The sequence below is a fragment of the Enterobacter oligotrophicus genome, assembly GCF_009176645.1.
Lineage (GTDB): Bacteria > Pseudomonadota > Gammaproteobacteria > Enterobacterales > Enterobacteriaceae > Enterobacter > Enterobacter oligotrophicus.
Genome location: NZ_AP019007.1, coordinates 2,495,865 through 2,514,952 on the forward strand (window position 1 = coordinate 2,495,865; position 19,088 = coordinate 2,514,952).

Below are 19,088 nucleotides of genomic sequence, written 5' to 3' on the forward strand. Positions count from 1 at the left end.
TTTCATCTCTTCTGGTGAAAAAAAACACGGACGGAAATTTTTTTTAAATTTCCTCTTGTCACATCGGAATAACTCCCTATAATGCGCCTCCACTGACACGGAACAACGGCACACACGCCGCCGGGTTAGCAGGGAAATGCGAAATAAACGCTTGACTCTGAAGCGGGAAAGCGTAATATGCACACCCCGCGCCGCTGCGAAAGCGAAGCGGCACTGCTCTTTAACAATTTATCAGACAATCTGTGTGGGCACTCAAAGTGACATGGATTCTTAATGTCTTCGGACAATAAATGAATACCAAGTCTCTGAGTGAACATACGTAATTCATTACGAAGTTTAATTCACGAGCATCAAACTTAAATTGAAGAGTTTGATCATGGCTCAGATTGAACGCTGGCGGCAGGCCTAACACATGCAAGTCGAGCGGCAGCGGAAAGTAGCTTGCTACTTTGCCGGCGAGCGGCGGACGGGTGAGTAATGTCTGGGAAACTGCCTGATGGAGGGGGATAACTACTGGAAACGGTAGCTAATACCGCATAACGTCGCAAGACCAAAGAGGGGGACCTTCGGGCCTCTTGCCATCAGATGTGCCCAGATGGGATTAGCTGGTAGGTGGGGTAACGGCTCACCTAGGCGACGATCCCTAGCTGGTCTGAGAGGATGACCAGCCACACTGGAACTGAGACACGGTCCAGACTCCTACGGGAGGCAGCAGTGGGGAATATTGCACAATGGGCGCAAGCCTGATGCAGCCATGCCGCGTGTATGAAGAAGGCCTTCGGGTTGTAAAGTACTTTCAGCGGGGAGGAAGGTGTTGTGGTTAATAACCACAGCAATTGACGTTACCCGCAGAAGAAGCACCGGCTAACTCCGTGCCAGCAGCCGCGGTAATACGGAGGGTGCAAGCGTTAATCGGAATTACTGGGCGTAAAGCGCACGCAGGCGGTCTGTCAAGTCGGATGTGAAATCCCCGGGCTCAACCTGGGAACTGCATTCGAAACTGGCAGGCTGGAGTCTTGTAGAGGGGGGTAGAATTCCAGGTGTAGCGGTGAAATGCGTAGAGATCTGGAGGAATACCGGTGGCGAAGGCGGCCCCCTGGACAAAGACTGACGCTCAGGTGCGAAAGCGTGGGGAGCAAACAGGATTAGATACCCTGGTAGTCCACGCCGTAAACGATGTCGACTTGGAGGTTGTGCCCTTGAGGCGTGGCTTCCGGAGCTAACGCGTTAAGTCGACCGCCTGGGGAGTACGGCCGCAAGGTTAAAACTCAAATGAATTGACGGGGGCCCGCACAAGCGGTGGAGCATGTGGTTTAATTCGATGCAACGCGAAGAACCTTACCTGGTCTTGACATCCACGGAAGTTTTCAGAGATGAGAATGTGCCTTCGGGAACCGTGAGACAGGTGCTGCATGGCTGTCGTCAGCTCGTGTTGTGAAATGTTGGGTTAAGTCCCGCAACGAGCGCAACCCTTATCCTTTGTTGCCAGCGGTTAGGCCGGGAACTCAAAGGAGACTGCCAGTGATAAACTGGAGGAAGGTGGGGATGACGTCAAGTCATCATGGCCCTTACGACCAGGGCTACACACGTGCTACAATGGCGCATACAAAGAGAAGCGACCCTGCGAGGGCAAGCGGACCTCATAAAGTGCGTCGTAGTCCGGATTGGAGTCTGCAACTCGACTCCATGAAGTCGGAATCGCTAGTAATCGTGGATCAGAATGCCACGGTGAATACGTTCCCGGGCCTTGTACACACCGCCCGTCACACCATGGGAGTGGGTTGCAAAAGAAGTAGGTAGCTTAACCTTCGGGAGGGCGCTTACCACTTTGTGATTCATGACTGGGGTGAAGTCGTAACAAGGTAACCGTAGGGGAACCTGCGGTTGGATCACCTCCTTACCTTAAAGAACCTGCCTTTGTAGTGTCCACACAGATTGTCTGATGAATGATGAACTTCTGAATGTACTTTTGAGTGCATTAAGAAGTTTTGCTCTTTAAAAATCTGGATCAAGCTGAAAATTGAAACGACACACAGTTAATGTGTGTTCGAGTCTCTCAAATTTTCGCAATCATGAAGATGAAACATCTTCGGGTTGTGAGGTTAAGCGACTAAGCGTACACGGTGGATGCCCTGGCAGTCAGAGGCGATGAAGGACGTGCTAATCTGCGAAAAGCGCCGGCGAGGTGATATGAACCCTTGACCCGGCGATGTCCGAATGGGGAAACCCGGTGCACTACGGTGCATCATCACAGCATGAATACATAGTGCTGTGAAGCGAACCGGGGGAACTGAAACATCTAAGTACCCCGAGGAAAAGAAATCAACCGAGATTCCCCCAGTAGCGGCGAGCGAACGGGGAGCAGCCCGGAGTCTGAATCAGTGTGTGTGTTAGTGGAACGGTCTGGAAAGTCCGACGGTACAGGGTGATAGTCCCGTACACGAAAGCACACATGCTGTGAACTCGAAGAGTAGGGCGGGACACGTGGTATCCTGTCTGAATATGGGGGGACCATCCTCCAAGGCTAAATACTCCTGACTGACCGATAGTGAACCAGTACCGTGAGGGAAAGGCGAAAAGAACCCCGGCGAGGGGAGTGAAAAAGAACCTGAAACCGTGTACGTACAAGCAGTGGGAGCCTACTTGTTAGGTGACTGCGTACCTTTTGTATAATGGGTCAGCGACTTATATTCTGTAGCAAGGTTAACCGAATAGGGGAGCCGCAGGGAAACCGAGTCTTAACTGGGCGTTAAGTTGCAGGGTATAGACCCGAAACCCGGTGATCTAGCCATGGGCAGGTTGAAGGTTGGGTAACACTAACTGGAGGACCGAACCGACTAATGTTGAAAAATTAGCGGATGACCTGTGGCTGGGGGTGAAAGGCCAATCAAACCGGGAGATAGCTGGTTCTCCCCGAAAGCTATTTAGGTAGCGCCTCGTGAACTCATCTCCGGGGGTAGAGCACTGTTTCGGCTAGGGGGCCATCCCGGCTTACCAACCCGATGCAAACTGCGAATACCGGAGAATGTTATCACGGGAGACACACGGCGGGTGCTAACGTCCGTCGTGAAGAGGGAAACAACCCAGACCGCCAGCTAAGGTCCCAAAGTCATGGTTAAGTGGGAAACGATGTGGGAAGGCACAGACAGCCAGGATGTTGGCTTAGAAGCAGCCATCATTTAAAGAAAGCGTAATAGCTCACTGGTCGAGTCGGCCTGCGCGGAAGATGTAACGGGGCTAAACCATGCACCGAAGCTGCGGCAGCGACACTATGTGTTGTTGGGTAGGGGAGCGTTCTGTAAGCCGTTGAAGGTGGCCTGTGAGGGTTGCTGGAGGTATCAGAAGTGCGAATGCTGACATAAGTAACGATAAAGCGGGTGAAAAGCCCGCTCGCCGGAAGACCAAGGGTTCCTGTCCAACGTTAATCGGGGCAGGGTGAGTCGACCCCTAAGGCGAGGCCGAAAGGCGTAGTCGATGGGAAACAGGTTAATATTCCTGTACTTGGTGTTACTGCGAAGGGGGGACGGAGAAGGCTATGTCGGCCGGGCGACGGTTGTCCCGGTTTAAGCATGTAGGCGGAGGTTCCAGGTAAATCCGGTACCTTTTAACGCTGAGGTGTGATGACGAGGCACTACGGTGCTGAAGTGACAAATGCCCTGCTTCCAGGAAAAGCCTCTAAGCATCAGGTAACATCAAATCGTACCCCAAACCGACACAGGTGGTCAGGTAGAGAATACCAAGGCGCTTGAGAGAACTCGGGTGAAGGAACTAGGCAAAATGGTGCCGTAACTTCGGGAGAAGGCACGCTGATATGTAGGTGAAGCCCCTGCGGGTGGAGCTGAAATCAGTCGAAGATACCAGCTGGCTGCAACTGTTTATTAAAAACACAGCACTGTGCAAACACGAAAGTGGACGTATACGGTGTGACGCCTGCCCGGTGCCGGAAGGTTAATTGATGGGGTTAGCGGCAACGCGAAGCTCTTGATCGAAGCCCCGGTAAACGGCGGCCGTAACTATAACGGTCCTAAGGTAGCGAAATTCCTTGTCGGGTAAGTTCCGACCTGCACGAATGGCGTAATGATGGCCAGGCTGTCTCCACCCGAGACTCAGTGAAATTGAACTCGCTGTGAAGATGCAGTGTACCCGCGGCAAGACGGAAAGACCCCGTGAACCTTTACTATAGCTTGACACTGAACACTGGTCCTTGATGTGTAGGATAGGTGGGAGGCTTTGAAGCGTGGACGCCAGTCTGCGTGGAGCCGCCCTTGAAATACCACCCTTTAATGGCTGGTGTTCTAACGTGGACCCGTTACCCGGGTTGCGGACAGTGTCTGGTGGGTAGTTTGACTGGGGCGGTCTCCTCCCAAAGAGTAACGGAGGAGCACGAAGGTCAGCTAATCCTGGTCGGACATCAGGAGGTTAGTGCAATGGCATAAGCTGGCTTGACTGCGAGCGTGACGGCGCGAGCAGGTGCGAAAGCAGGTCATAGTGATCCGGTGGTTCTGAATGGAAGGGCCATCGCTCAACGGATAAAAGGTACTCCGGGGATAACAGGCTGATACCGCCCAAGAGTTCATATCGACGGCGGTGTTTGGCACCTCGATGTCGGCTCATCACATCCTGGGGCTGAAGTAGGTCCCAAGGGTATGGCTGTTCGCCATTTAAAGTGGTACGCGAGCTGGGTTTAGAACGTCGTGAGACAGTTCGGTCCCTATCTGCCGTGGGCGCTGGAGAACTGAGGGGGGCTGCTCCTAGTACGAGAGGACCGGAGTGGACGCATCACTGGTGTTCGGGTTGTCATGCCAATGGCACTGCCCGGTAGCTAAATGCGGAAGAGATAAGTGCTGAAAGCATCTAAGCACGAAACTTGCCCCGAGATGAGTTCTCCCTGACTCCTTGAGAGTCCTGAAGGAACGTTGAAGACGACGACGTTGATAGGTCGGGTGTGTAAGCGCAGCGATGCGTTGAGCTAACCGATACTAATGAACCGTGAGGCTTAACCTTACAACGCCGAAGGTGTTTTGGCGGTGAGAGACGATATTTTCAGCCTGATACAGATAACAGAATTTGCCTGGCGGCTGTAGCGCGGTGGTCCCACCTGACCCCATGCCGAACTCAGAAGTGAAACGCCGTAGCGCCGATGGTAGTGTGGGGTCTCCCCATGCGAGAGTAGGGAACTGCCAGGCATCAATTAAGTGAAGAGGCCATCCGGAAGGATGGCCTTTTTGCGTTTCTGAACCGCCGAATTTTGTAGGCCGGGTAAGGCAAAGCCGCCAAAGTCAGACCGCACACCACTCCAGAATAAATTCCGCAATCCCTTCCGCATTATTCAAATCCAGAATTGGCACTTCCAGTGAAAGCGCAACATCACTGGCCACAGCAATCACATGCTCATCCAGCGTTAACTCATGAACATCATGCCCGGTATCGCTTCTGAATAGCAGGATCTTCGCAACATCCTCATGCTTGAAGCCCTCAACCAGCACTAAATCCAGCGTGGAATGATCCATCCGGCTGACAAGATAAGCGAGATCCAGCGGTGCTTCATCCGGTGTTTCTGTCATCAACGCCCAACGCTGATTGCTCGCCACCATCGTTTGTGCTGCGCCCGCCTTACGCAGCTCATAGCTGTCTTTTCCCGGCTTATCAACATCCATATTATGGTGAGTATGCTTAATCAATCCGGGGCGAATACCTTTAGCGCAAAGCGCTGGTATTAGTTTCTTCAGCAGCGTGGTTTTACCTGTGCCGCTCCATGCGGCAATCGCTAATACGGGGATCATTTATGCTCCTGCATCGTCTGCAAATCTTCTGTCGTATTCACGTTCACAAATGCGGATTTCAGATCGCCAAAATCAACCGAATGGCCGCCAGACTGGCGCATAAACACCATTACTCTTCGTTCTCCAGCAGCCAGATAATCTTGCATATCAGGTTCTAGCTCGCTGTTAATCAATGCGATTGTAGGATGATCACGCTCGCCGTCGTGTACCCATACTACGGGTGAATTACCACGATGCTGCACCAGGCGTTCCACCAGGCAAGACGGGATAAACGGCGTATCGCATGAACAAAAGAGAAACCATTCACCCTTTGACTGCTGCATAACCGAGAGCATACCCGCCAGCGGCCCTGGGTAATCCGCCAGGTTATCCTGGTAAACGGGATACCCGCTTTGCTGATAAGTATCGATATGACGATTGGCACTAATCGCTATGGATGCAACCTGAGTTTCAAGCGAATCAGCAACATGCAGCCATAATGGTTTGCCGTTCAGGAGTTGAAGTCCCTTATCTTTACCGCCCATTCGCGTCGCTCTGCCACCGGCCAGAACGACCCCGATAATTTCCCGACACTCATTCACGAATATCGCCTCTTTTATTGTGGGATTGACCCTGCTAACGTGTCTCTCTAAATGAAAGGAGCACCATTATGAAATGTAAACGTCTGAATGAAGTTATTGAACTCCTCCAGCCAGCCTGGCAGAAAGAGCCCGAGCTGAATCTGATGCAATTTTTACAGAAACTGGCGAAAGAGTCAGGTTTTGACGGCGAACTGGCTGACCTTTCTGACGATATCCTGATCTACCACCTCAAAATGCGCGACTCTGCTAAGGATGCTGTAATTCCGGGTATTCAGAAAGATTATGAGGAAGATTTTAAAACGGCACTGCTACGAGCGCGTGGCGTAATTAAAGAGTAAAACCTTGTAAGCGGAGCCACCGAAATCGCCACAAGATGATATCCTGAATCATTCGTATAATTTCCGGATGATCGGATGAACGACCAGGCTTTTACTTTCCAGACACTACACCCGGATACCATTATGGATGCGCTGTTCGAGCAGGGTATTCGGGTGGATTCCGGGCTAACCCCTTTAAATAGCTACGAAAACCGCGTCTATCAATTTCAGGACGAGGATCGCCAGCGCTTCGTCGTAAAGTTCTATCGTCCCAAGCGCTGGTCGGCAGAACAGATTCAGGAAGAGCACCAGTTTGCCCACGATCTGCTGGATGACGATGTACCCGTTGCTGCACCTCTGAAATTCAATAACCAATCGCTGCTCACGCACGAAGGGTTTTACTACGCCGTATTTCCAAGCCTGGGCGGCCGTCAGTTTGAAGCTGATAATATTGATCAAATGGAATGGGTTGCTCGCTATCTGGGGCGCATTCACCAGACGGGACGCAAAAAACCGTTTATTTCCCGCCCGACTATCGGTATTCAGGAATATCTTATCGAGCCCCGCCAGGTATTCGATAACTCGACGCTTATCCCTGGTGCGCTTAAGGATAATTTCCTCCACGCGACCGATAAACTTATTGATGCGGTAAAAGACTGCTGGCGTGAGGATATTCCTGTCCTGCGCCTGCATGGCGATTGTCATGCGGGTAATATTCTCTGGCGCGATGGTCCTCTGTTTGTCGATCTTGATGATGCGCGCATGGGCCCCGCGATTCAGGATCTGTGGATGCTGCTCAACGGTGATAACGCTGAGCAACGCATGCAGCTTGAAACCATTATTGAAGCGTATGAAGAATTTAGCCCCTTTAATTCAGACGAAATTGCCTTGATAGAGCCTTTACGTGCGATGCGTTTTGTTTATTATCTCGCATGGTTAATCAGGCGTTGGGAAGATCCCGCATTTCCCCGAAATTTCCCGTGGCTTGCCGGAGAGGATTACTGGCGCAACCAGATATCCACTTTTACCGAGCAGGTTAAGGTTCTTCAGGAACCGCCTCTACAATTAACGCCGATGTACTAAATTGGACACACCCAGGAGAAAGTTGATCATGAAAAAAATTTGGCTGGCGCTGGCAGGTATGATTCTGGCATTTAGCGCTTCTGCTGCGCAGTTTACCGACGGCAAGCAGTACATCACGCTGGACAAGCCGGTTGCTGGCGAGCCACAGGTGCTGGAGTTCTTCTCGTTCTACTGCCCACATTGCTATCAGTTCGAGCAGGTGCTGCATGTTTCTGATAACGTGAAGAAAAAGCTGCCAGAAGGCACCAAAATGACGAAATACCACGTTGAGTTCCTTGGCCCGTTGGGCAAAGATCTGACTCAGGCGTGGGCGGTTGCGATTGCACTGGGTGTGGAAGATAAGATCACCTCCCCAATGTTCGAAGCCGTACAAAAAAACCAGACTGTTCAAACCACTGCGGATATCCGCAAAGTGTTTGTTGATGCCGGTGTGAAAGGCGAAGACTACGACGCAGCGTGGAACAGCTTCGTGGTGAAATCGCTGGTTGCTCAGCAGGAAAAAGCCGCCGCTGACCTGCAGTTGCAGGGCGTTCCGGCAATGTATGTTAACGGCAAATATCAGCTGAACATGCAGGGCATGGACACCAGCAGCATGGATATCTTCGTACAGCAGTACGCAGACACCGTGAAATACCTGGTTGAGAAAAAGTAATCCTTTCGCAAAAATAAAAACGCCGGTCAATGACCGGCGTTTTTATATGAAGATTTTATGTTGTTTATCCGCTCATCTTTTTCTTTCCAGAGCGTATTAAGCCAAAGCTGGAAACGACGTTTGAAATTCTTATCGTTCACATAATCCCCATGCAGTTCAGCATCGACTGGCAACAGATCAACGCGCACGACAATGCGCGTCAGTTTACCGCTAAGCATATCGTAAAACGGCGTTTTGTCGTTTTCCGGGTAGCAGAGCGTGACGTTGAGTAATTTATCGAACTGCTCACCCAGCACGTTAAGTGCCATTGCAATACCCGCCGCCTTAGGGGGTAGCAAGTTCTGAAAAGGGGAGCGCGTCTGTTGACGTTTCTCTTCGGTAAAACGAGAGCCTTCGACAAAGTTAACAATCGTCGTCGGATGTGCGCGAAACTTCTCGCAGGAGCGGCGCGTGGTTTCCACATCTTTCCCACGGCGTTCCGGATGACGAATTAAATAGCTGCGCGAATAGCGTTTCATAAACGGCATATCCAGCGCCCAACAGGCCAGACCAATAAAAGGAACCCAGGCAAGCTGTTGCTTCAGAAAGTATTTATTCATCGGGATGTGTTTACGAAACAGAACACACAAAATAACGATATCTGCCCAACTGTGGTGATTGCAGATCAGCAAATACCAGTTCTTTTTGTTCAGCCTGTCCAGACCTTCAACATCCCATTTGAGATGTGGGTTCAGATGCAACAGGATCGCCAGCCCTTCACACCAGCAGTACATCATGAAATTACAAAAAGCAGATACCGCTCGCCATACCGGAGGCACAGGCAGCAACAGTTTAATTATTCCGGCGACAATGATCGGTACAGAACAGGCGACGGTAACCAGAATAGTTAAAAGGATGCTTAGCAGTAATGTTATCGCAGCGAGAAATCTCGACATAATGAATATTTTCAGATAGTTAGCTGTAATTGAGCAGCCGGCTATCCGGTGCTGGGCGCTGATTTTACCAGAAATTAGACAAAAGCAGCGTGCTTTCACGCGGTGAGTTTGTGGCTTTACCGGCCAGACAGCGGATTCATCCAGGCGAGAACACTAAGCGGGCCTTATATCCACATAGTCTAAATTGTCATCAGTTAGACATATTGACAAAGATCGATTTATAACAGACTGATATAGAACGTAAAATTACACTATCCTGTATCAAATTAACGAACGTTATTCATCTGAATTTAAAATATACACAAACTTATCCACAGATTGAATTTGCGAGCGATCTTCACGATCGCAAAATCTTTTCCTCTATCTGGCGCTAAAAACTGATGTTTTCATCCTTCTGTGGCATCCTTTACCCATAAATTAATTAAAGGCACGGACATTATGGTTCAGATCCCAGAAAACCCTCTTATTCTCGTCGACGGCTCTTCTTACCTGTATCGGGCGTATCATGCGTTTCCTCCTCTGACCAATAGCGCAGGGGAACCGACCGGCGCGATGTACGGTGTGCTTAACATGCTGCGTAGCCTGATTCTTCAGTATCAGCCATCCCATGCGGCGGTCGTTTTTGATGCGAAGGGCAAAACCTTCCGTGATGAGCTGTTTGAGCATTACAAATCTCACCGTCCGCCAATGCCAGACGACCTGCGTGCGCAGATCGAGCCACTGCATGCGATGGTGAAAGCGATGGGCTTACCGTTGCTGGCCGTGTCTGGTGTAGAAGCCGATGACGTGATCGGCACCCTGGCGCGTGAAGCGGAAAAACTGGGCCGTCCGGTACTGATCAGCACCGGCGATAAAGATATGGCGCAGCTGGTGACGCCAGGTATCACTCTGATTAACACCATGACTAACACCATTCTGGGGCCGGAAGAGGTGGTGGCAAAATATGGCGTGCCGCCAGAGCTGATTATCGACTTCCTCGCGCTGATGGGCGACTCCTCGGATAACATCCCTGGGGTGCCAGGCGTAGGTGAAAAGACCGCTCAGGCGTTGCTGCAGGGGCTGGGAGGGCTGGATACGCTGTACGCGGAGCCTGAAAAAATCGCCGGGCTCACCTTCCGTGGTGCAAAAACCATGGCCACGAAACTGGAAGATAACAAAGAGGTGGCGTACCTCTCTTATCAGCTGGCAACAATCAAAACCGACGTTGAGCTGGAGTTAACCTGCGAGCAGCTGGAAGTCCAGGAGCCAGCCGCTGATGAACTGCTTGGCCTGTTTAAGAAATACGAATTCAAACGCTGGACCTCTGACGTGGAAGCCGGCAAATGGCTGCAGGCAAAAGGGGCGAAGCCCGCTGCGAAGCCGAAAGAGACGATTGTTGTGGATGCCGAAGAACAGGCAGAGGAAGAGGCCACAGCACTCTCCTTCGATAACTATGAGACCGTTCTCGAAGAGTCACAGCTCGTCGCCTGGATCGAGAAACTGAAAAAAGCGCCAGTATTTGCCTTCGATACGGAAACCGATAGCCTCGATAACATCTCAGCCAATATGGTAGGTCTGTCGTTTGCGACAGAGCCGGGCGTTGCTGCCTATGTGCCCGTTGCGCATGACTATCTGGATGCGCCCGATCAGATCTCGCGCGAACGCGTACTCGAACTCATGAAGCCCATTCTTGAAGATGACAAGGCGCTTAAGGTCGGGCAAAACCTCAAATACGATCGCGGTATTCTGCAAAACTACGGTATTGAACTGCGCGGTATTGCTTTCGATACCATGCTGGAATCCTACATTCTGGACAGCGTAGCGGGCCGACATGATATGGACTCCTTATCTGACCGCTGGCTGAAGCACAAAACTATCACCTTTGAAGAGATTGCCGGGAAAGGCAAAAATCAGCTCACCTTTAACCAGATTGCTCTGGAAGAGGCGGGGCGCTATGCGGCGGAAGATGCCGATGTCACGCTGCAGCTGCATCTGAAAATGTGGCCAAAACTACAGAAGCATGAAGGCCCACTGAATGTGTTCCAGCATATCGAAATGCCGCTGGTACCAGTGCTTTCCCGTATTGAACGCAACGGCGTGAAAATCGACCCAACGGTACTGCATAACCATTCGGGTGAGCTTGCACAGCGCCTGACTGAACTTGAGCAAAAGGCACATGAACTCGCTGAGGAGCCGTTTAACCTCTCGTCTCCGAAACAGCTACAAACCATCCTGTTTGAAAAAAAGGGTATCAAGCCGCTGAAGAAAACCCCTGGCGGCGCGCCTTCGACGTCTGAAGAGGTGCTGGAAGAGCTGGCGCTGGATCACCCGCTACCGAAAGTTATTCTGGAGTATCGCGGTCTGGCGAAGCTGAAATCGACCTACACCGACAAGCTGCCGCTGATGATCAACCCGAAAACGGGCCGCGTGCATACCTCTTATCACCAGGCAGTTGCAGCGACAGGGCGACTCTCATCAACCGATCCAAACCTGCAGAACATTCCGGTACGTAATGAGGAAGGGCGTCGTATTCGTCAGGCCTTTGTCGCTCCGGATGACTATTTGATTGTCTCAGCCGACTATTCGCAAATCGAACTGCGCATTATGGCGCATTTATCGCGCGATAAAGGCCTGCTGACGGCCTTTGCAGAAGGCAAGGATATTCACCGGGCGACTGCCGCTGAAGTGTTTGGCTTGCCGCTGGAGAGCGTGACAAACGAACAGCGTCGCAGTGCGAAAGCGATTAACTTCGGTTTGATTTACGGCATGAGCGCGTTTGGCCTTTCGCGCCAGCTCAATATTCCGCGTAAAGAGTCGCAGAAGTATATGGATCTCTACTTCGAGCGTTATCCGGGCGTACTGGAGTATATGGAACGCACCCGCGCACAGGCGAAAGAGAAAGGCTACGTTGAAACGCTGGACGGCCGTCGACTTTATTTGCCGGATATCAAATCCAGCAACGCGGCGAGACGTGCTGGCGCAGAGCGTGCGGCGATCAATGCCCCGATGCAGGGAACGGCTGCAGACATCATTAAGCGCGCAATGATTGCCGTAGATGCCTGGCTGGAAAAAGAGAAACCACGTGTGAAAATGATCATGCAGGTACACGATGAACTGGTGTTCGAAGTGCACAAAGACGATCTGGAAAACGTGTCGAAGAAGATCCACGAACTGATGGAAAGCAGCATGAAACTGGACGTGCCGTTGCTGGTGGAAGTGGGCAGTGGAGAAAACTGGGATCAGGCTCACTAAGGGTTCATCGAATAACGCGCGTTTTATGTAAGTTAGCAACATAACGACGTGCGTTTTGTGACGATCATTAGAATTCCCTATGTAAAGAATGAAAAAAAACTACAAAAAGTGCTTTGTCTACAGATAAAAAAGGGGTAGAGTTAACGGCGTAGGGTACAGAGGTAAGATGTTCTATCTTTCAGACCTTTTACTTCACGTAATCGGATTTGGCTGAATATTTTAGCCGCCCCAGTCAGTAATGACTGGGGCGTTTTTTATTGCGGCAAAGAAAATTCGGGCAAAAAAAAGCGCGGACATTGCCGCGCCGGGTATTACTCTTCTTCCGCTTCTGTCGCGGGTTCCAGCTCGTTAAACCAGCTGTCGAGCTTCTGGCGCAGCTTGTCCACGCCCTGTTTTTTCAGCGAGGAGAATGGCTCAACCTGCACATCGCCATTAAAGGCCAGCACTGCTTCGCGAACCATATTCACCTGCGCTTTACGCGCACCGCTTGCCAGCTTATCCGCTTTTGTCAGCAGTACCAGCACTGCGATATCACTTGCTACAGCCCAGTCGATCATCTGCTGATCGAGATCTTTTAGCGGGTGGCGAATATCCATCAGCACCACCAGACCTTTCAGGCACTGGCGTTTTTCCAGGTATTCACCCAGCGCGCGCTGCCATTTGATCTTCATCTCTTCCGGAACTTGCGCATAACCGTAGCCCGGCAAGTCGACCAGGCGTTTGCCTTCAGCCACTTCAAACAGGTTAATCAGCTGCGTTCGGCCAGGGGTTTTTGAGGTACGCGCCAGGCTCTTCTGATTCGTCAGCGTATTCAGAGCGCTGGATTTCCCCGCATTGGAGCGGCCAGCAAATGCCACTTCAATGCCCGTATCGGAAGGCAGGTGGCGAATATCGGGCGCACTGGTGACAAAATGCGTCTGTTGGTAGTTCCAGGTAGTCACGTGGTCGTCTCCAAAAATCGTAATCTGCGGGGGATTATACCTGAATGCGGGCAAAAGGCTTTTCTCATCGTAAGAAGCCTGTAAGCGAAAACCCTGGTAATTGTAAGAGATCTGCCATAAAGGCTATGGGAGATTTAAGAGAAATCGCAGGCGTTAAAAAATGCAAAATCTTTAAAATCAGTAAGTTGATGTTAGGTAATTATCTGAAAATCCATTTTTGTACTCTTTCGTTGCTTGTTAGTTTAAAGGAACAAGGTAAAGTGTGCGTCAAGGCGAGGATGCCAACAGGATAACGACTTAAGGATAAGGGTCAGGAGCGCCAGGAGGCGAAGACTCAGGATAGTCAGGATGACCAGCGCCTGGAGGCGTTTTAACAGGAAACGGAACGATATCACGGACGATAATGGCTAAGGGATAAACAGGGTTTGTTGTTGGCAAACACGGAATGTCTGACCCGTTAAGGGTTGTGAGTCAGGAAAAAAGGCGACAGATTGCTCTGTCGCCTTTTTTCTTTGCTTGCTTTCTGCTAGATTTCGCCGCAATTCTATACTGAAGAAAACGACTTAAAGATAAAACATCATGAAAAAACCGACCTCCGCTGCGGGCGCGAAACGCCCGGCAAAAGCACGCCGCAAAACGCGCGAAGAACTGAACCAGGAAGCGCGCGATCGCAAACGCGATAAAAAGCATCGTGGCCATGCTGCGGGAAGCCGTGCGAACGGTGGCGGTGCAGCGGGCAATTCTGCAAAAGGCAAACAGCAGAAAGATCCTCGTATCGGCAGTAAAACTCCCATTCCACTGGGCGTGACAGACACCCCGGTCACTAAGCAGCACAAACCAAAGAGCGAGAAACCTATGCTTTCACCGCAGGCTGAGCTGGATATGCTGGAGAACGATGAGCGCCTGGATGCGCTGCTGGAACGTCTTGAAGAGGGTGAAACCCTGACCGCCGAAGAGCAGTCATGGGTTGATGCCAAACTGGACCGCATTGATGAACTGATGCAGAAACTTGGTCTGTCTTACGATGATGAAGAAGACGAAGAGGAAGACGAAAAGCAGGAAGATATGATGCGTCTTCTGAAGGGTGGAAACTAACATTTGCACCCGGCAGGTACACTCGTCCTGCTTATAACCCTTCCGGTTATATGTTATCTGGTGTGGTTATTCGTTAAACTACGGCGGTTGTCGCGGCGACAGAAGTGGCTGCGCACCCGAATGATGGCCCACAATGGGGTCAGAACGGGCCGCCGTATACGAACGCGACACCAACGGAAGGAGTGAGCATGTCTGTACCATCTATCGACTGGGATTTGGCCCTAATCCAGAAATATAACTATTCCGGGCCGCGTTACACCTCATACCCCACCGCGCTGGAGTTCTCCGATGCCTTCGGCGAGGCGGATTTTCAGCAGGCGGTCGCGCGCTACCCTGAGCGCCCGCTGTCGCTCTACGTCCATATTCCGTTTTGCCACAAGCTCTGCTACTTCTGCGGCTGCAATAAAATTGTTACTCGCCAGCAGCACAAAGCAGACCAGTATCTCGATGCGCTCGAACAAGAAATTCTGCACCGCGCACCGCTGTTTAAAGGGCGTCACGTCAGCCAGCTTCACTGGGGCGGCGGTACACCAACCTACTTGAATAAAGCGCAGATCAGCCGTCTGATGGCGCTGCTGCGTGGTAACTTCCATTTTAACGATAACGCCGAAATCTCGATCGAAGTCGATCCGCGTGAAATCGAACTGGATGTACTGGATCACTTACGCAAGGAAGGTTTCAACCGCCTGAGCATGGGCGTGCAGGATTTCAACAAAGAGGTGCAGCGTCTGGTAAACCGCGAGCAGGATGAAGAATTTATCTTCGCCTTACTCAACCATGCGCGTGACATCGGCTTTACCTCGACCAATATCGACCTCATTTACGGCCTGCCGAAGCAGACGCCGGAGAGTTTCGCCTTCACGCTGAAACGCGTGGCTGAACTCAACCCGGACCGCCTGAGCGTCTTTAACTATGCACATTTGCCGACGCTATTCGCCGCACAGCGCAAAATCAAAGACGCCGACCTGCCATCCGCCCAACAGAAGCTGGATATCCTGCAGGAAACCATCACCTCGCTGACCGATACTGGCTATCAGTTTATCGGCATGGATCACTTTGCCCGCCCGGATGACGAGCTGGCGATTGCCCAGCGTGAAGGTGTTCTGCACCGTAATTTCCAGGGCTATACCACGCAGGGCGATACCGATCTGCTGGGTATGGGCGTCTCGGCTATCAGCATGATTGGCGACTGCTACGCGCAAAACCAGAAAGAGCTAAAACAGTATTATCAGCAGGTGGATGAAACCGGCAACGCCCTGTGGCGCGGTATCGCGCTAACCCGCGACGACTGCATTCGTCGTGATGTGATTAAGGCGCTTATTTGCAACTTCCGCCTCGTCTTTAGCGACGTGGAGGCGCAATGGGAGCTGCAATTTAGCGATTACTTTGCCGAAGACCTGAAGCTGATTGCGCCGCTGGCGAAAGATGGGCTGGTGGATGTCTCGGAGAGTGCGATTGAGGTTACACCGAAAGGGCGTCTGTTGATTCGTAACATCTGCATGTGTTTCGATGCATATCTGCGGCAGAAGGCGCGTATGCAGCAGTTCTCGCGGGTGATTTAAGGCGCATTACCAAAAGCGTGAAATGTAGGCCGGGTAAGGCGAAGCCGCCACCCGGCTTTTACATTCAAACCCGCTAGCTAAACAGCCCAACCAGCGCCGCACACAACACAGCAGCTACGGCGGTTTGTGGCGTGTGGCTTTCCGCTGCTCCGCTTGAGAGCAAATTTACGAATGATTCCAGCATGATGATCCCCCCAATTTCCGGGCACGATCATACAAAACTCATCGGAACAGTAAAGCGCAAAATAACGGCAATTTGCGCTCAATTAATCATCTTTACACAGCTATTCCATGCCCAGTTCTTTCAGCTTGCGCGTCAGGGTATTGCGTCCCCACCCCAGCAAGCGGGCGGCTTCCTGTTTATGCCCCTGCGTATGACGAAGCGCAGTGGTTAACAGCGTGCGTTCCATCTCCGGCTGAGCCTCAGAGAGCAAGTTTTGATGACCGGAACGCAGCGCGCGGTCAGCCCACTGCGCCAGCAGCGTCGCCCAGCTGTCCGGCAGCGCTTGCCCGGTACTGCTCTCTGGTGCAGTGGCTTCAAACAATTCAGCCGGTAAATCCTGAATCAGCACTTCCTGCCCGGCGGCCATGACCGTCAGCCAGCGGCAGGTATTTTCCAGCTGACGCACGTTACCCGGCCACGCCAGGCGGGTGAGGGCGGCATCGGTTTCCGGATGAAGCTGTTTGGCTTCCACACCCAGTTCGCGGGCGGCTACCTGCAGGAAGTGACGCGCCAGACGGGGAATGTCTTCACGACGCTCACGCAGCGGCGGCAGATGAACACGGATAACGTTCAGACGGTGGAATAAATCCTCACGGAATTTCCCCTCCTGCACGCGCAGCTCCAGGTTCTGGTGCGTTGCGGCGATAATGCGTACATCCACTTTCACCGGGGCATACCCCCCCACGCGATAAAACTGTCCGTCGGCCAGCACGCGCAGCAGGCGGGTCTGAACGTCCAGCGGCATATCGCCAATTTCATCCAGGAACAGCGTCCCGCCATCGGCCTGTTCGAAGCGCCCCTGACGAATGGTATTCGCGCCGGTAAACGCCCCTTTTTCGTGGCCAAACAGCTCGGATTCAATCAAATCTTTCGGGATCGCCGCCATGTTCAGGGCGATAAACGGCGCTTTTGCTCGTGGGCTGTGGCGGTGCAATGCATGGGCAACCAGCTCTTTACCGGTTCCCGATTCGCCGTTAATCAATACGCTAATGGATGAACGCGACAAACGGCCAATGATGCGAAACACATCCTGCATGGCAGGCGCTTCACCGATGATGTCCGTGGTTGGGCCAAAATCGGGGGTATTACGAGGCTGCTGCTGTTCCTGATAGTGGCTGATGGCGCGCTCAACCAGGGCCACCGCTTCGTCGATATCAAACGGTTTAGGCAGATAATCGAACGCCCCTTGCTGGTACGCACTGACGGCAGCGTCCAGGTCGGAGTGCGCCGTCATTATGATGACCGGAAGCATAGGGTGACGCTGTTTGATCTGCTTTAAAAGCGCCAGTCCGTCCATTCCCGGCATGCGAATATCCGACAGCAGAACATCCGGCGTTTTGGTGGTGAGTGCATCGAGCACTTCGCTGCCGCTCTCAAACGTCGTGCAGCTTAAACCCGCCCCCGTGAGTGCGCGTTCAAGCACCCAACGGATGGAGCTATCGTCATCGACTACCCAGACTATCCCTCGTTGCATAAACGTCACCTTTATTTTTTAATCGGCAGGAAAACCGAAAACTCGGTATGTCCCGGCCAACTAGTAAATTCAATTTTGCCAGAGTGTTGGTCGATCAAGTTACGGGCAATGGAGAGTCCCAGCCCGGTGCCACCTTCGCGGCCGCTTACCATCGGGTAGAACAACGTGTCCTGCAGATGCGACGGAATACCCGGTCCGTTATCTTCCACATCAATGCGTGCCGCCAGACGATAACGCACGCCGTGCAAAGTGAGCTGGAACGCAGTGCGGGTACGCAAAATGATTTCGCCCCCTTCCGGCCCCAGCGCCTGCAAGGCATTGCGCACAATATTCAGCAGAACCTGTTCAATCTGATCCGGATCGTGCGCCAGTTCCGGCAGGCTTGGGTCGTAATCGCGCACCAGCGTGATGTTCTCCGGCAGCTCCATCGAAACGAGCTTCACCACCCGCTCCGCCACCTTGTGAATGCTTTCCGAGACATGCATTCCCGGCTGCTGCGGCCCAAGCAGACGGTCAACCAGATTACGCAGGCGATCGGCCTGTTCAATGATGACGTTGGTGTACTCCGCCAGTGCAGGGTCGGGCAGCGCTTTGGTCAGGAGTTGTGCCGCGCCGCGTAAGCCACCCAGCGGGTTTTTGATTTCATGGGCCAGGCCACGCACCAGGTCGCGGGCAGCGATTTGCTGTGCGTGCTGAAGCTGCTCCTGGCTGAGCCGACGCTGATTATCCATCGGTGCCATTTCGAGCAGGATCAACCCATCAGGCAGGCGCTGCGCCGTCAGAGAAAGAATATGCGAACGCCCGTCGATCACCAGCGTCACTTCGTTATCGGTGAATCCCTGACCGGCCTGCAAACTTTCCTGCATCAGGCCAATATTCAGCGAAAAATAACTCAGTAATTCCGGAAGTGGCGTACCAAACAGTTTACGTGCGCTTTGGGCGAGCAGCTGTTGCGCCGCCGGGTTGGCGTAATGCACCGCCAGCTCGTCGTCGACCAGCAAAATACTGTTAATTAAAGAATTGAGGATCTGCCCAGCATCGGGCAGCGTGCCAGTTGCCATTCAGCAGTCTCCTGGAGTTGGTTGCACTAATTTAGTGCAGTATAGCTTTTTGGGCGCAAAAAGCGCGTGAGATCAGGTTGTTGGTGGAGAAAAAAGCCCATCCGAAGATGGGCTGAAAGTTTCCACGGCAACAAAAAATCTTCTGGCGAG

General features: G+C 52.2%; 14 protein-coding genes and 3 rRNA genes. 10 read left to right on the forward strand and 7 right to left on the reverse strand.

Annotated features, from left to right (window positions below; translation table 11 throughout):
* Window positions 1-358 precede the first annotated feature (358 nt).
* From EoCCA6_RS12010 to rrf, 3 genes are all read left to right on the forward strand, one after another.
* Window positions 359-1,900 (forward strand): 16S ribosomal RNA (locus tag EoCCA6_RS12010).
* A 200-nt stretch (window positions 1,901-2,100) separates the two neighbouring features.
* Window positions 2,101-5,004, forward strand: a 23S ribosomal RNA gene (locus tag EoCCA6_RS12015).
* A 66-nt stretch (window positions 5,005-5,070) separates the two neighbouring features.
* A 5S ribosomal RNA gene (gene rrf / locus EoCCA6_RS12020) occupies window positions 5,071-5,186 on the forward strand.
* The 16S, 23S and 5S rRNA genes sit together here, the layout of an rRNA operon.
* Window positions 5,187-5,279: 93 nt before the next feature.
* On the opposite strand, the gene mobB is transcribed toward rrf, so the two are convergent.
* Together mobB and mobA are read right to left on the reverse strand one after the other, a co-directional pair.
* A complete protein-coding gene (mobB, locus tag EoCCA6_RS12025) occupies window positions 5,280-5,783 on the reverse strand; it encodes a molybdopterin-guanine dinucleotide biosynthesis protein MobB (protein WP_152082844.1) in 504 nt (167 codons plus the stop codon).
* The gene (gene mobA, locus EoCCA6_RS12030; protein ID WP_152082845.1) at window positions 5,780-6,364 is read right to left on the reverse strand and encodes a molybdenum cofactor guanylyltransferase MobA; all 585 of its coding nucleotides are present in this window, start codon (window positions 6,362-6,364) and stop codon (window positions 5,780-5,782) included. The genes mobB and mobA overlap by 4 nt, the downstream gene beginning before the upstream one ends.
* 68 nt (window positions 6,365-6,432) lie before the next feature.
* Here mobA and EoCCA6_RS12035 point away from each other — a divergent pair, with 68 nt between their 5' ends.
* From EoCCA6_RS12035 to dsbA, 3 genes are all read left to right on the forward strand, one after another.
* The gene (locus EoCCA6_RS12035; protein WP_003861904.1) at window positions 6,433-6,702 is read left to right on the forward strand and encodes a YihD family protein; all 270 of its coding nucleotides are present in this window, start codon (window positions 6,433-6,435) and stop codon (window positions 6,700-6,702) included.
* Window positions 6,703-6,777: 75 nt separating this feature from the next.
* Entirely contained in the window at window positions 6,778-7,764 is a 987-nt protein-coding gene (locus EoCCA6_RS12040) for a serine/threonine protein kinase (RefSeq protein ID WP_152082846.1), read from the forward strand.
* A gap of 28 nt (window positions 7,765-7,792) precedes the next feature.
* Window positions 7,793-8,416: a thiol:disulfide interchange protein DsbA gene (dsbA, locus tag EoCCA6_RS12045; RefSeq protein ID WP_152082847.1), complete on the forward strand. Its 624-nt coding sequence runs from the start codon at window positions 7,793-7,795 to the stop codon at window positions 8,414-8,416.
* A 26-nt stretch (window positions 8,417-8,442) separates the two neighbouring features.
* Here dsbA and EoCCA6_RS12050 read toward each other — a convergent pair whose 3' ends face one another.
* Window positions 8,443-9,351: an acyltransferase gene (locus tag EoCCA6_RS12050; RefSeq protein ID WP_152082848.1), complete on the reverse strand. Its 909-nt coding sequence runs from the start codon at window positions 9,349-9,351 to the stop codon at window positions 8,443-8,445.
* A 438-nt stretch (window positions 9,352-9,789) separates the two neighbouring features.
* On the opposite strand from EoCCA6_RS12050, the gene polA reads away from it, so the two are divergent.
* Entirely contained in the window at window positions 9,790-12,582 is a 2,793-nt protein-coding gene (polA, locus tag EoCCA6_RS12055; RefSeq protein ID WP_152082849.1) for a DNA polymerase I, read from the forward strand.
* Window positions 12,583-12,748: 166 nt separating this feature from the next.
* Window positions 12,749-12,796 (forward strand): small protein SpfP, encoded by a 48-nt coding sequence (gene spfP, locus EoCCA6_RS21820; RefSeq protein WP_071892919.1) that lies wholly within the window; start codon window positions 12,749-12,751, stop codon window positions 12,794-12,796.
* A 97-nt stretch (window positions 12,797-12,893) separates the two neighbouring features.
* Here the strand turns inward: spfP and yihA are convergent, their stop codons facing one another.
* The gene (gene yihA / locus EoCCA6_RS12060; protein WP_152082850.1) at window positions 12,894-13,523 is read right to left on the reverse strand and encodes a ribosome biogenesis GTP-binding protein YihA/YsxC; all 630 of its coding nucleotides are present in this window, start codon (window positions 13,521-13,523) and stop codon (window positions 12,894-12,896) included.
* A gap of 579 nt (window positions 13,524-14,102) precedes the next feature.
* Between yihA and yihI the strand changes: the two genes are divergently transcribed.
* Both yihI and hemN read left to right on the forward strand, forming a co-directional pair.
* Window positions 14,103-14,618 (forward strand): Der GTPase-activating protein YihI, encoded by a 516-nt coding sequence (gene yihI, locus EoCCA6_RS12065; protein ID WP_152082851.1) that lies wholly within the window; start codon window positions 14,103-14,105, stop codon window positions 14,616-14,618.
* Window positions 14,619-14,806: 188 nt separating this feature from the next.
* Complete coding sequence (gene hemN, locus EoCCA6_RS12075; RefSeq protein ID WP_152082853.1) at window positions 14,807-16,180, forward strand: oxygen-independent coproporphyrinogen III oxidase; 1,374 nt, start codon at window positions 14,807-14,809, stop codon at window positions 16,178-16,180.
* Between the two features lie 73 nt (window positions 16,181-16,253).
* On the opposite strand, the gene EoCCA6_RS12080 is transcribed toward hemN, so the two are convergent.
* From EoCCA6_RS12080 to glnL, 3 genes are all read right to left on the reverse strand, one after another.
* Window positions 16,254-16,364 (reverse strand): YshB family small membrane protein, encoded by a 111-nt coding sequence (locus EoCCA6_RS12080; RefSeq protein WP_152082854.1) that lies wholly within the window; start codon window positions 16,362-16,364, stop codon window positions 16,254-16,256.
* A gap of 100 nt (window positions 16,365-16,464) precedes the next feature.
* On the reverse strand, window positions 16,465-17,877 hold the full coding sequence (gene glnG / locus EoCCA6_RS12085) for a nitrogen regulation protein NR(I) (protein ID WP_152082855.1): 1,413 nt from the start codon (window positions 17,875-17,877) through the stop codon (window positions 16,465-16,467).
* 11 nt (window positions 17,878-17,888) lie between these two features.
* Window positions 17,889-18,938: a nitrogen regulation protein NR(II) gene (gene glnL / locus EoCCA6_RS12090; protein WP_152082856.1), complete on the reverse strand. Its 1,050-nt coding sequence runs from the start codon at window positions 18,936-18,938 to the stop codon at window positions 17,889-17,891.
* Window positions 18,939-19,088: the final 150 nt, after the last annotated feature.

Excerpts from the sequence above, each read along its gene's own strand:
- glnL (WP_152082856.1), bottom strand. The coding sequence starts at position 18,938 with ATGGCAACTGGCACGCTGCCCGATGCTGGGCAGATCCTCAATTCTTTA.
- mobB (WP_152082844.1), bottom strand. The coding sequence starts at position 5,783 with ATGATCCCCGTATTAGCGATTGCCGCATGGAGCGGCACAGGTAAAACC.
- EoCCA6_RS12035 (WP_003861904.1), top strand. The coding sequence starts at position 6,433 with ATGAAATGTAAACGTCTGAATGAAGTTATTGAACTCCTCCAGCCAGCC.
- yihI (WP_152082851.1), top strand. The coding sequence starts at position 14,103 with ATGAAAAAACCGACCTCCGCTGCGGGCGCGAAACGCCCGGCAAAAGCA.
- polA (WP_152082849.1), top strand. The coding sequence starts at position 9,790 with ATGGTTCAGATCCCAGAAAACCCTCTTATTCTCGTCGACGGCTCTTCT.
- EoCCA6_RS12080 (WP_152082854.1), bottom strand. The coding sequence starts at position 16,364 with ATGCTGGAATCATTCGTAAATTTGCTCTCAAGCGGAGCAGCGGAAAGC.
- EoCCA6_RS12050 (WP_152082848.1), bottom strand. The coding sequence starts at position 9,351 with ATGTCGAGATTTCTCGCTGCGATAACATTACTGCTAAGCATCCTTTTA.
- glnG (WP_152082855.1), bottom strand. The coding sequence starts at position 17,877 with ATGCAACGAGGGATAGTCTGGGTAGTCGATGACGATAGCTCCATCCGT.
- EoCCA6_RS12040 (WP_152082846.1), top strand. The coding sequence starts at position 6,778 with ATGAACGACCAGGCTTTTACTTTCCAGACACTACACCCGGATACCATT.
- dsbA (WP_152082847.1), top strand. The coding sequence starts at position 7,793 with ATGAAAAAAATTTGGCTGGCGCTGGCAGGTATGATTCTGGCATTTAGC.
- hemN (WP_152082853.1), top strand. The coding sequence starts at position 14,807 with ATGTCTGTACCATCTATCGACTGGGATTTGGCCCTAATCCAGAAATAT.